This window comes from Methylocystis sp. NC52PC, from assembly GCF_055698645.1.
In genome coordinates, this window is sequence record NZ_CP170127.1 from 3,614,830 (window position 1) to 3,626,816 (window position 11,987).

General features: G+C 63.5%; 10 protein-coding genes. 9 read left to right on the top strand and 1 reads right to left on the bottom strand.

Going from position 1 to position 11,987, the window contains the following annotated elements; genetic code table 11:
• Nucleotides 1-60: 60 nt before the first annotated feature.
• Nucleotides 61-1,173 (top strand): glycosyltransferase family 4 protein, encoded by a 1,113-nt coding sequence (locus tag ACETII_RS19805; protein ID WP_472786679.1) that lies wholly within the window; start codon nucleotides 61-63, stop codon nucleotides 1,171-1,173.
• Complete coding sequence (locus ACETII_RS19810; RefSeq protein WP_472786680.1) at nucleotides 1,170-2,705, top strand: glucosamine inositolphosphorylceramide transferase family protein; 1,536 nt, start codon at nucleotides 1,170-1,172, stop codon at nucleotides 2,703-2,705. The genes ACETII_RS19805 and ACETII_RS19810 overlap by 4 nt, the downstream gene beginning before the upstream one ends.
• On the opposite strand, the gene ACETII_RS19815 is transcribed toward ACETII_RS19810, so the two are convergent.
• Nucleotides 2,702-4,084 carry a lipopolysaccharide biosynthesis protein gene (locus tag ACETII_RS19815; RefSeq protein ID WP_472786681.1) on the bottom strand — a complete coding sequence of 461 codons (1,383 nt, stop codon included), beginning with the start codon at nucleotides 4,082-4,084 and terminating at the stop codon, nucleotides 2,702-2,704. The two genes, ACETII_RS19810 and ACETII_RS19815, sit on opposite strands and share 4 nt — an antisense overlap.
• A gap of 217 nt (nucleotides 4,085-4,301) precedes the next feature.
• Between ACETII_RS19815 and ACETII_RS19820 the strand changes: the two genes are divergently transcribed.
• The 7 genes from ACETII_RS19820 (at nucleotide 4,302) to ACETII_RS19850 (ending at nucleotide 11,981) form a co-directional block, all read left to right on the top strand.
• A complete protein-coding gene (locus tag ACETII_RS19820) occupies nucleotides 4,302-5,231 on the top strand; it encodes a diacylglycerol/lipid kinase family protein (RefSeq protein WP_472786682.1) in 930 nt (309 codons plus the stop codon).
• Nucleotides 5,228-6,910: a phosphoethanolamine transferase gene (locus ACETII_RS19825; protein WP_472786683.1), complete on the top strand. Its 1,683-nt coding sequence runs from the start codon at nucleotides 5,228-5,230 to the stop codon at nucleotides 6,908-6,910. Before ACETII_RS19820 ends, ACETII_RS19825 begins: the two co-directional genes overlap by 4 nt.
• A gap of 167 nt (nucleotides 6,911-7,077) precedes the next feature.
• Complete coding sequence (locus ACETII_RS19830; protein ID WP_472786684.1) at nucleotides 7,078-8,973, top strand: extracellular solute-binding protein; 1,896 nt, start codon at nucleotides 7,078-7,080, stop codon at nucleotides 8,971-8,973.
• 3 nt (nucleotides 8,974-8,976) lie between these two features.
• Nucleotides 8,977-10,089 carry a microcin C ABC transporter permease YejB gene (locus ACETII_RS19835; RefSeq protein WP_363348974.1) on the top strand — a complete coding sequence of 371 codons (1,113 nt, stop codon included), beginning with the start codon at nucleotides 8,977-8,979 and terminating at the stop codon, nucleotides 10,087-10,089.
• 2 nt (nucleotides 10,090-10,091) lie between these two features.
• Nucleotides 10,092-11,258, top strand: a complete 1,167-nt coding sequence (locus tag ACETII_RS19840; RefSeq protein ID WP_363348976.1) for an ABC transporter permease — start codon at nucleotides 10,092-10,094, stop codon at nucleotides 11,256-11,258.
• Between the two features lie 32 nt (nucleotides 11,259-11,290).
• Nucleotides 11,291-11,515 (top strand): hypothetical protein, encoded by a 225-nt coding sequence (locus ACETII_RS19845; protein ID WP_363348978.1) that lies wholly within the window; start codon nucleotides 11,291-11,293, stop codon nucleotides 11,513-11,515.
• Nucleotides 11,499-11,981 (top strand): type II toxin-antitoxin system VapC family toxin, encoded by a 483-nt coding sequence (locus ACETII_RS19850; RefSeq protein ID WP_472786685.1) that lies wholly within the window; start codon nucleotides 11,499-11,501, stop codon nucleotides 11,979-11,981. The genes ACETII_RS19845 and ACETII_RS19850 overlap by 17 nt, the downstream gene beginning before the upstream one ends.
• Nucleotides 11,982-11,987 lie beyond the last annotated feature (6 nt).

Genomic DNA, 11,987 nt, shown 5'->3' on the forward strand with positions numbered 1-11,987 from the left:
CCCATACTGTCAAGCTCGCCCTTGCCGTCCCGCTTTGTTCATCAATTAGAAGACAGACTCTTGGCGTCCAAAAGAGAAAAGACGGTCGCCCTTGTCCAGACGCAGGCGGAAAACGCCGGCGCCCAGGAGATCGCGCGCCAGCTTGCCGCCGGTTTCGAAGAGCGCGGCTGGCGGACACGGCAGATTTTCTTCTACCGCCGCACCGAGAGCTTCGACCGCGACTCCAACGTCTTCTTTTGCGCGGCGTCGCGCCCCTCTTCGCCAATCGGCGCGCTGCGACTGCTTGGAGCGCTTTATGGGGAGCTGCGCCGCGCAAAGCCGGACGTGGTCGTCACGCTGCAGCACTACGGCAATATCGTCGCTGCGCCGGTCGCAAAGCTCGCGGGCGCGCGGGTGATCGCGAACCAACTCTCCGCGCCCGAGGTCATTCCGCGCGGCGTCGCCCTCCTCGATAAAATACTGGGAACGCTCGGCGCTTATGACCGCATCGTGGTGAATTCCACGCAGACGGCGACCGCCTATCGCGCCTATCCAGAGCCTTACGCGCGGCGCATCGCGCATATCGAGCACGGCTTTAAAGATAAGTCCGTCTCTTTATCGAAGTCCGAGGCGCGGAGCCGCGTCGGCCTGCCGCAAGACGTCACCTTGCTCGGCTGCGCCGCGCGGCTGCATCCGCTCAAGCAACTCGACTGCGCCATTGGCCTTCTCTCGGAAAACACGGATCAGCATCTCGCTCTCGCTGGACAAGGCGGCGATCTCGCGCGGCTGAAAGACTTGGCGCAATCGCTCGGCGTCTTGCAGCGCGTCCATTTTCTCGGAGAGCTCGACGCCGCCGGGATGGGCGCTGTTCTGGCGGCGCTCGATTGTTTCGTCTTTCCAAGCGCGGCGGAAAGTTTCGGGCTCGCGCCCGTCGAAGCGGCGCAGGCGGGCGTTCCCGTCGTCGCCAACAACATTCCGATCCTGCGCGAGGTGTTGTCTGTCGAGGGCGCGCCTTGCGCCCTGTTTGTCGACGCAACAGACCAGGCGTCCTTCGCACGCTCGGTGAGGCGCGTGCTTGACGACGTCCCATTGCGCGCGACGTTGACGACGCTCGGAAGGCGCCTACACCAACGCTATCCGCTGGAGCGGATGCTCGACGAATATGCAAAGCTCCTTGAAGGTACATTTGCATGAAACGCATTCTCATCGTCGTCTCGGCGGCGCGTTTCATGCGCTGGCAGCAAAGATTGCGCGACCGCCTCGCAAAACGCTGGCCGGAAGCGGAGGTCGCCTTTCGATGCGATGCAGAGCCGGACGATCAACCAAGCGCGGTGACGCAGCTCCTCAACCTCGAACGCCTGCTCATCAAGCGCGCGCGGCCGGCGTTGTGCGATCGGCTTGCGGCGCCCATTTCCGCCGCCGATGCGGCCGCCGACGTGATCGTCGATCTGACGGGCGGAGCCGACATGAAGAGCGGCGCCCGCTTGCTCAGGCCGCTCTACGACGGTCACCGCGCGGATCAGGCCGCCATCAACGCCATTTTTTCCGGCGTTGCGCCAATTGTCGCGATTGAAGACGTCGCGACGGGCGACATCGCCGCGCAAGGATTGCCGTCCTTCGAATGCGAGCCCGCGCTGACGCTCTACCTCGACGCCGTCTACTCGCGCGTAGCCCTGCTGATCGAACAGGCGATCGCGGTCCCCCGCCCTTCCGCAACGCCACCCGCGCGCGCGACGCGCTTTGCTCCGACGCCCGGAGCCTATCTCGCGAAACGGCTCGCATTCGCCGCCACACGGGCGATGTATCGCTTATGTTGCCATTCGCCCCACTGGCGGATTGGCTGGCGCTTTAACGACGGGCCGGGCGCGCTCGAAACTGGATCGCTCGCCGGCCCGGCCTGGAACGCCCTTTACGACTGCGATATGGGCTTCGCCGCCGATCCTTTTCCCGTGCAATGGCGCGGACGCATGGGCGTCTTTTTCGAGTCGATGGGTTATCGCAGCGGGAGGGGCGCGATAAGGTTTCAGGCCTTTGGCGCGGAAGGTCCGATCGGCCACGCGCTGACAGCGCTCGCCGAGCCGTGGCACCTCTCTTACCCCTTCCTCATCGAGGACGCGGGCGTCCTTTACATGGCGCCGGAAGCCTCGGCCTCGCAAGCGATCACGCTCTATCGTTGCGTCGAATTTCCGTTGCGTTGGGAGCCTGTCGCCAAGCTCGTGGACAACGTCGAGGCGGCCGATGCGACAATCTTTTGCCACGGCGGACGCTACTGGATGACCTCGGTCGTCCGCGACGGCTACGGCGGCTATTCCGACACGCTTGCAATCCATCACGCCCCAACTCTATTGGGGCCGTGGGAGCCGCATCGGCTCTCGCCGGTTCTGGTCGACTCCCGCTTCGCGCGCCCCGCCGGCGCCGTTGTCCCGACCCCGCGCGGCCTCTTCCGTCCCGTGCAGGATTGCGAGAAAGGTTATGGCAAGGCCATTGCGATCATGAGGATCGACGCGCTCGACGCGGAAAATTTCAGGCAGTCTTTCGTGAGCCGCATGACGCCCGGAGCGCGCTGGCCCGGCGGACGCTTGCACACGCTCAACCGTTGCGGTGGTCTGGAATGCATCGACGGCGCGATTCTTGCGCCGAAATATCTGCCTTTCCGACGGCTCGCACAACATCGCATCGACAGCCGAATTTCCACCGCAGAGAGTCTCGCCGTTCAAGCGCTTTAGAAGTTCATGTCGGCCCCGGTTTGCGCTCGCCCCGTGACTTGCGAGCTGGCGCGCATCCTCTCGCGCAGCGGGGAGAGAAGGCTGAGGATCGAGGGATCGACGCCGATCTTCCGATAGCAGATTGCAGATAAAAGCATGAACAGCGGCACATTGACCAGCGTCCAGCCGGCGGCGGCGCCCGGGGCGCCGAAGCGCCAGGCCAAAAGCCCCGTGAGCGCGACTCGCGCCAACGTCGCGCCTGCGATGATGCGGGAATAGAGCTTCTCCTGACCCGTCGTGAGGAGCACGACTGACGCAGACCCGCAGGTCGACATCACGAAGCAGCCTGTCGCAAGAATGACCAGCGTCAGATAAACGGCGGCGTAGCGCGCGCCGAAGAGCGTCAAAAACTGCCCGCCGAAAATGTAGATCAGGAGCAGGAGCGGCGCGAGCATCGCGGTCGACACGAGAGCAATCGATCGCAGCAATTCCTGAAGCTTCTGCGCATTGCCCGAAAAATAGAGACTGGCGCTGCGCGCGACCGTGACGGTATTGAGCCCGGTCAGCGCCATCAGGAAAACATTGGCGATGCGCGCGGCGGCGAAATAATCTCCCGCCGCCGCGGGCGAGGCGACATAGCCGATCAACAGGACGTCGAAATACATGCTCGCCGCTTCGAGCATGGCCGATTGCCACATGGGGAGACTGCGCGACAGCCATTTGCTTCTGTCGGCGTAGCTCGCCGCAGGCGCCTCCTGCTTTCGACAGACGCGCCAGACCGAAACGGAAGCGAAGGCCAGGGAGAGCAATTGCCCCACGCCTGCTATGACGAAGAATTCCGCCCGCGTCAGCCCCTGATGGAAGGCGCCCCAGACGACTGCGGCAAGCAGAATTGCGCGCCAGATAAGTTCGCGCGACGCCTCCGACACCAAGACGCCAACGACAGCGCGCGCCGAATGGGAGGAGTAATGCAGGATCGTCTGCGTCAGCAGGAAGAAGGCGGCGGACAATAAAACCGTGTTCGCCACGCCGGGAAAGAACAAGGGCGCGCAGACGACCATCGTCGCTGCGAACAGGACGCCCGAAACGAGCGTCAGCGTCCAACCGAAGCGATAGGCGCCCCATGCCCGCGCATAGTCGCTTCTGCCGGCATATTCGCCGAAGGAGCGCGCGATCAGCGTGTCCTGACCGAAGACCGCGGCCACGGCGAGAAACCCGACCGCGTTGAACCAGATCGCCAGACTGCCGAAGTCGTCGGCCGTCATGGCGCGCGCCGCCAGAGTGAAGACGGCGAGCGTCATCAGCGCCCCAGCGGCCTTTATCGACATGGCGACGATCGCGCCGAACGCGGCCCGTTGCGATTTCAATTGGTCGATCAAAGCCGAGACGCGCGCGCGCATCAATTTGCCCTCGCTTCCCCATCGGCTTAAGCTATGCCCTTGAGCGGCGCAACCGGTGATCGGAAACTGTGGTTAGTCATAACGGGCGCTGCTCTTGCTGTGTGTAACCAGCGGTTCATTTTTTTGGCGGCTTTTTCATCGCCAAGACGACGCTCGGCGGCCCGCCGACGACGCGCTTATAGATCCATCTGTCACGCCCTCGAGAGCCGAGCCCCCTTTGTCGCCATCGCCGCCGTCCCATGCTCCGGAACCCCCGAACGAACTCTCGGGGCGCATCGTCATTCTCGCCAATCCCGCCGCCGGCAGGCGCAATCGGGCGGCCTTGTCACGTCTCGCGGCGGAACTGACGGCTGCGACGCGCCAGGTCGATGTCTCCGAAAGCCCGGGCCCGGGGGACATTCGCCGCCTCGCACGTGACGTCGACGCCGACTGTCTGCTCGTCGCCGGCGGCGACGGCTCCGTGAATGAAGCCGTCGTCGGCCTCCTGGAACGTCCCGGCGCAAGACCCGTCCTCGGCGTCGTTCCGCAAGGGACGGTTAATATTCTTGCGCGCGAACTCGGCCTGCCGCACGACATGGCCGCGCTCGCGCGCGCCTATCTGGCAAACAGAAGGGGAAAGCTCCATCTCGGGCTCGCGAACGACCGCCCATTCGTGCTGATGGCCTCCGTGGGTCTCGACGCTGAAGTCGTTCACGCTCTTCGCCCCGAGTTGAAACGCGTCATCGGCCGCGCCGCCTATCTCATCGAGGCCATGCGCCTCGCCTTGCGCAAAGGCCCTCTCCTCGAAATCGAGACCGACGCCGGGCTCGTCGCGGCGAAACTCGCAGTGTTCACGAAATCCAGCCGCTACGGCGGGGAGTTCGTCATCGCAAGGAATAGCCGTGTTTTGACGCCGGGGCTGCGGCTCGTCGCGCTCCGCGAGGTCGGGCCGCTCGCGCTTTGCCGGCTGGGGTTTTTCATGATGCTGGGTCGAATGGAAGACAGCGGCCTCGTCGCCACGATCGAGACGCGCCACGCCCATGTGCGCGCCCCGGTCCCGGTCGCAACGCAAGTGGACGGAGACCCGCTCGGCGTCACCCCTCTCCTCGTGCGCGAGGCGGAGGAGACGCTCGACATTCTTCTTCCGTTCGAAGGACCGGAGCCATGAATATGCTACTGCTGGGCGTCCCGTGGATTCGTCTGGCGATCGCCGCCGCCTATGTCACGCTGGCCCCGGCGCTGATGTTGATGAAGTGGGACGGCGTCTATTTTACGCGCATGATCGCCGTCAGCGGTTTCAACGCGATTCTCACAGCCCTTATCTGCGCCGCCGTCGTCACCCTCAGAAACGACCTTGCGCGCAAAACTTCTTACACTTTGCTCGGAACGTCTTTCGTCATCTACGCTCTGGTCGTCTTTTATTACGTGCTCGTCTACGACGAAATGATTGGCGTTGCGGCGGCGAGCGCAGTTATCGACTCGAACCCCACCGGCTATCGGGAATATTTGAGCGCCTTCCTGGATCCGGCGTCGTCGATGCGCGCGATAGCGCTGGCGCTGCCCATCGCCGTCGCCGTCACGATTGGCCCCAAGAAGATGACGCTCGAGAACTCCCTGGCGCGAACCATTCTCGTCGTCGCCGCCATCGGCCTGGCGGCTGCGGGCTACACAAAGGAGTTCATCCGAAAGAACAGCCTCTATTTCGTTGTCACGACGAGCTTCGCGGAGGTCGTCGCCAGCAAGAAGGAGGTCGTCGAAACGGTCAAGAGGTTTGGAGATCGCAAGCCTTTGGGCGTCGTCAATCACGACGCGCGCCGCCGGGTGCATGTGCTGGTTCTCGGCGAGACGGCGACGCGCCGTCACATGTCGCTTTACGGATACGACCGGCCAACCAATCCGCTGCTCGAAGCGATCCGCGACAAGCTCTTGGTCGTCGCCGACGCCTGCTCGTCGCGCGGAGCGACCGCGCCCGCGCTTCAGGAACTCATGAGCTTCGCCAATCGCGAGGACGCGACGCCGCTTTTCACGCAGCCCAGTTTTCTCGAAACTTTGAAGGCGGCCGGATACCGCACCTATTGGCTGTCGAACCAGCCCAACGCCGGGCTTCTTGCGACCTGGGCCACGATCTTCGCGGCCGCAGCCGACGTGCGCACGCTCGTCAACGCGAATGGCGGCACAGACGAAGCGAGCCGTATGGATACGAGAAGCTATGACGAAAAGCTTCTCGCGCCCTTCGACGCCGCGCTGTCAGAGCCCGGAGACGCCAAATTCATCCTCGTGCATCTCATGGGGTCACATGCAGCCTATGAGCTGCGCTATCCGCCGTCCTACGCGGTCTTCGGCGCCGACGGGCCCGGCGCGCCGCCTGAAAAGCCCGGCTCGTTTCTCGACTTCTGGCGCAAGAAGTCCGCCGACGTCGACGCCTATGACAACAGCATGCTTTACAATGATTTCGTGCTTCATAGGCTGATCGAGAGAGCGAGCGCTGGCGACGTCGATACGCTCACTTATCTCTCCGACCATGGCGAGGGCCTCGGAGAGAACGGCGGCGCGCGCGATCACCATGACGGCTCGACGGTTCGCCAGGTGTATGAAATTCCGTTGTTCTTCCATGTCGGCGCCCGCTTCTCCGTCGACCGCCCGGAGACCGTCGACCGGATGAAGGCCGCGCTCGATCGGCCCTTCCAGTCGGACCGCCTCACGCATACGCTTCTCGACCTCTACGCGATCGAGGCGCCGCAGCGGCGTCAGGAATGGAGCCTTTTTTCTGCGGATTATCGTCCGCCGCCCCGCTTCTGCGACAGCCTCGCCAAGGTCCCGGACGTGGCGTCGATCAGGGGCCCCTAACCGGCCTCATCAGCCAGGCAGACAGACGCGTCCCGCTCTGCGGACGCGAGGGCCGATTTCGACCCGCAGCCTGCGCCCACTGGCAAGCCGCCAAAAACCGACATAATCTTAAGGGAATCACAGGCTGTGCGGCGACTGCCCGCGCGTTCCCCGCCTCGAGGTCGTTCTTGGCTGATCATCCCTTCGACTATCCGCTCTCTCGCCGTCTTCTCATCCGCGCCGGCGCCCTTGGCGCCGCCGCGCTCGCCTCGCCCGCCTGGGCCAAAGCGGGCGCCAAGGCGCAGACGCCCGCGCCGCTCGCGCCGGGCGAGATCGAGAGCCATGGTCTCTCGACCTTCGGCAATCTGGCCGAGCCCGAAGATTTCAAACACTTCCCCTATGTGAACCCGAACGCGCCCAAGGGCGGCACGCTCGCGCTCTCGCCGGCGAGCCCGACCTTCGACACGTTCAACGCCTATGTGCTGCGGGGCAACCCGGCGACCGGCATGTCGCTCGTCTTCGACACGCTCATGAACCAGAGCCTCGACGAGCGGGACGCCTATTACGGCCTCGTCGCCAAGAAGGTGCGCATCTCCGCCGACAAGCTCACCTACACCTTCCTGTTGCGCAAAGAGGCGCGCTTCCACGACGGCTCGCCGCTCACGGCGCATGACGCGGCCTTCTCGCTCAATATTCTCAAGACCAAGGGCCATCCCGTCATCAGCCAGATGCTGCGCGACCTCGAGAGCGCGACGGCCGAGGCCGACGACATACTGGTCGTGAAATTTGCCCCCGGCCGCACCCGCGACCTGCCGCTCAATGTCGCGAACCAGCCTATTTTCTCCCGCGCCTATTACAAGGACCGCGACTTCGAGGCGACGACGCTCGAGCCGCCGCTCGGCTCTGGACCCTACAAGGTCGGCCAGTTCGAGCAGGGCCGCTACGTCGCCTTTCAGCGCGTGCCCGACTATTGGGCGAAGGACTTGCCGATCACCCGCGGCCAAGGCAATTTCGACGTGGTGCGCTTCGAATATTTCGGCGACTCTCAGGTCGCCTTCGAGGCGTTCAAGGCCGGCGCCTTCACCGAGCGCGAGGAGAACATCGCCCGCGTCTGGGCGACGGGCTACGACTTCCCGGCCTTCAAGGACGGCCGCGTCAAGCGCGCGACCATGCCCAACAACAACATCCCGAACATCCAGGGATGGATGTTCAACACGCGCAAGAAAATTTTCAAGGACCCGCGCGTGCGCGAGGCGATCGGCTACGCCTTCGATTACGAATGGACGAGCCGCAATCTGATGTACGACGCCTATAAGCGCATCTCCTCCTATTTCGAGAATTCGGAGCTTGCCGCGCGCGGCCTCCCGAGCGACGGGGAGAAGGCGCTGCTGGAGCCCTACCGGGATCAGCTGCCGGCGGAAGTCTTCGGCGAGCCCTTCATGTCGCCCGTCTCCGACGGCTCGGGGCAGGATCGCGCTCTGCTCAAGAAGGCGAACGATCTCTTCATCGCCGCCGGCTGCACGCGCAAGGACGGCGTTCTGCGCCTGCCCGACGGGACGCCGCTCGAGTTCGAATTCCTCGACAATTCGAACGTCTTCGAGCGCCATACGCAACCCTTCATCAAGAATCTCAAGCTGCTCGGCGTGACCGCCCGCATCCGCGTGGTCGACGCCGCGCAGTACAAGAAGCGGCTGGAGGATTTCGACTTCGACATCGTCCACGACGTCATGCTGATGGCCTGGAACCCCGGCGAGGAGCTGCGGGCCTATTTCAGCTCGAAGACCGCCAATGTGAACGGCTCGCGCAACCTCGCCGGCATTTCGCACCCCGCCATCGACGCCCTGGTGGACAAGGCGCAGCAGGCGGATTCACGCGAGGCGCTCGTCGACTGCTGCCGCGCGCTCGACCGGGCGCTTCGCTCGCAGCGCTATTGGGTGCCGCACTGGTATAATCCGGTGCATCGCTACGCCTATTGGGATCTTTTCGGACAGCCGGAGCAGCCGCCGAAATTCGACACGGGCGTGCTCTGGACATGGTGGTGGGACGAGGGCAAGGCCCGCAAGATCAACTTTACGGGGCGCTGACGCATGGGAGCCTATATCGCCCGCCGGGTGCTGCTGATGATCCCGACGATCCTCGGCATCATGCTCATTTCCTTCGTCATCGTGCAGTTCGCGCCGGGCGGCCCGGTCGAGCGCATCATCGCGCAGCTTCAGGGCTTCGACGTGGGCGCGACGGGACGCTTCTCGGGGGGCGGCGGCGACGTCGGCCAGGGCGGCGCGTCGCAGACCGGCCCGATGGCGGCCGAGAGCGCCTCCAAATATCGCGGCGCGCAGGGGCTCGACCCGAAATTCATCGCAGAGCTCGAAAAGCAGTTCGGCTTCGACAAGCCGGCCTGGGAGCGCTTCCTGCTGATGGTGAAGAATTACGCGCTATTCGACTTCGGCCGCAGCTATTTTCGCGATGAAAGCGTGATCAAGCTGATCGGCGAGAAGCTGCCGGTCTCCATGTCGCTCGGGCTGTGGATGACGCTGTTTTCCTATCTGATCTCCATTCCCTTGGGCATCGCCAAGGCGGTGCGGGACGGCAGTCGCTTCGACATGTGGACGTCGAATGTCGTGATCGTGGGCTACGCCATCCCGAGCTTTCTCTTCGCCATGCTGTTGATCGTGCTCTTCGCGGGGGGCTCCTTCTGGCAGATTTTTCCCCTGCGCGGCCTGACCTCCGATGATTTCAACGAGCTCACGCTGTTCGGCAAGGTGAAGGATTATCTCTGGCACATCGTCTTGCCAGTCAGCGCATTGACGCTCGGCGCCTTCGCCACGCAGACCTTCCTGACCAAGAACTCCTTCCTCGACGAGATCCGCAAGCAGTATGTGCAGACCGCGCGCATGAAGGGCCTGACCGAAAACCAGGTTCTTTACGGCCACGTCTTCCGCAACGCCATGCTCATCGTTATCGCCGGCTTTCCAGGGGCCTTCGTCCACGCCTTCTTGACCGGCTCGGTGCTGATCGAGACCATCTTCTCGCTCGATGGTCTCGGCTATCTCTCTTTCGAAAGCATCGTCAATCGCGACTATCCGGTGGTCTTCGCCAACCTGTATATTTTCGCACTCGTGGGCCTGGTGGTGAACCTGATTTCCGACCTCACCTACACCTGGATTGATCCTCGGATCGATTTTGAAACGCGCGAGGTTTAGAGATGGTCGCCGTAACCGACGCGCCCGAGCGGCTCGCGCCCCCGATCGAACGCAGCGGGCTCTTGCGGCTGTCGCCGCTCGATCAGCGGCGGCTCGCCAATTTCAAGGCCAACAAGCGCGGCTATTGGTCGTTCTGGATCTTCATGACGCTCTTCGTCATGTCGCTTCTGTCGAATATTCTCGCCAACGACCGGCCCATCCTCGCCTGGTACAAGGGCGAGCCGCTGTTCCCGGCCTTCGTGTCCTATCCCGAGGAGAAATTCGGCGGCTTTCTGGCGCGCACCGACTATCGCGACCCGACGATCGAAAACGAGATCAGGGCGCATGGCTGGATGCTGTGGCCGCCGATCCGCTACTCTTACGACACGCATAATCTCGACCTGCCGACCCCCGCGCCCTCGCCCCCGACCTGGCTGCTCACCAAGGCCCAATGCGAGGCGGCGGCAGCCAAGCTCCTGAAGCCCGGCGAGCCCAACCGCGGCTGCTCGGCCATCGAATGGAACTGGCTCGGCACGGACGATCAGGGCCGCGACGTCGTGGCGCGGCTGCTTTACGGGTTTCGCGTCTCGGTTCTGTTCGGCCTCATCCTCGCGACGATCTCGTCCATCGTCGGCGTCGCGGCGGGGGCCATACAGGGCTATTTCGGCGGCCGCGTCGACCTCGTCTTCCAGCGCTTCATCGAGGTCTGGTCCTCGCTGCCGCAGCTCTACCTGCTCATTATCATTTCGTCCTTCCTCACGCCGGGCTTTTTCGTGCTGCTCGGCATTCTGCTGCTTTTCTCCTGGGTGTCGCTCGTGCATGTCGTGCGCGCCGAATTCCTGCGCGCCCGCAACTTCGAATATGTGAACGCCGCCCGGGCGCTGGGCCTGTCGAATTTCCGCATCATCCTGCGCCACCTTTTGCCGAACGCCACGGTCGCGACGCTCACCTTCCTGCCCTTCATCCTCAATTCGTCGATCACGACGCTGACGGCGCTCGATTTCCTGGGCTTTGGCCTGCCGCCCGGCTCGCCGTCGCTCGGCGAATTGCTGCTGCAGGGCAAATCCAACCTCCAGGCCCCCTGGCTGGGCCTCACGGGCTTCGCCATCATCGCGCTGATGCTGTCGCTCCTCGTCTTCGTCGGCGAGGCCGTGCGCGACGCTTTTGACCCGAGGAAAAATTTCCGGTGAAGTCGGATAAAATGCCGCCGGAGGCAGACGAGATGGACAAGATCGTGCGAGAGCATTATCCCGCGGCCAAGTTGCCGGAGGAATTGCGTGCGGGTATCGACCCCAACGCCCGTGTGACGATCACGGTCGAATTAGAGGAAACGCCTGGGGCCGTCATGCCTCTTGAGGAAATGTTTGCGCTCCGCCGGGACGTATTTTTGAGTCAGAGTGAAGTCGACGCATATGTGAAATCGCTTCGCGATGAGTGGGGCAACTGACCTCGTGCCCGCTCCGCTCGTCTATGTCGATACAAATGTCTTCATTACTGGCTTCGAATCGCCCATCGAAGCCGCCAAGCCCGTGCAGGACTTTCTCCTCCGCCTCAGGGAGAGGCCCGGCTCGGCCGTAACGAGCGAGCTGACTCTGGCGGAGCTTTTGGCGCCGGTATCGCGTCCCGGCGGACTGCCGACCCCTGTGAAGCGACGGCTCTATCTCGATCTGCTCATCTGGAGCAAAATGTTCGACTTGCGGCCCATAACGCGGGATATTCTCATCGAGACTGCCGACCTGAGACGCGCGGCGCGTCACACGCTGCCGGACGCAATTCACCTCGTCACCGCAATCCGAGCGCAGTGCAGATATTTCTTGTCTTACGACAATGGCGTTAGACCGCCCCAGGGCATGGAGCGCATTCCGCCAGACCGCCCCGGGATAGACGTGGTTCTCCGGGCTTGGACCCAGTGAGGCCGA

Excerpts from the sequence above, each read along its gene's own strand:
- ACETII_RS19810 (WP_472786680.1), top strand. The coding sequence starts at position 1,170 with ATGAAACGCATTCTCATCGTCGTCTCGGCGGCGCGTTTCATGCGCTGG.
- ACETII_RS19815 (WP_472786681.1), bottom strand. The coding sequence starts at position 4,084 with ATGCGCGCGCGCGTCTCGGCTTTGATCGACCAATTGAAATCGCAACGG.
- ACETII_RS19825 (WP_472786683.1), top strand. The coding sequence starts at position 5,228 with ATGAATATGCTACTGCTGGGCGTCCCGTGGATTCGTCTGGCGATCGCC.
- ACETII_RS19835 (WP_363348974.1), top strand. The coding sequence starts at position 8,977 with ATGGGAGCCTATATCGCCCGCCGGGTGCTGCTGATGATCCCGACGATC.
- ACETII_RS19840 (WP_363348976.1), top strand. The coding sequence starts at position 10,092 with ATGGTCGCCGTAACCGACGCGCCCGAGCGGCTCGCGCCCCCGATCGAA.
- ACETII_RS19845 (WP_363348978.1), top strand. The coding sequence starts at position 11,291 with ATGGACAAGATCGTGCGAGAGCATTATCCCGCGGCCAAGTTGCCGGAG.
- ACETII_RS19850 (WP_472786685.1), top strand. The coding sequence starts at position 11,499 with ATGAGTGGGGCAACTGACCTCGTGCCCGCTCCGCTCGTCTATGTCGAT.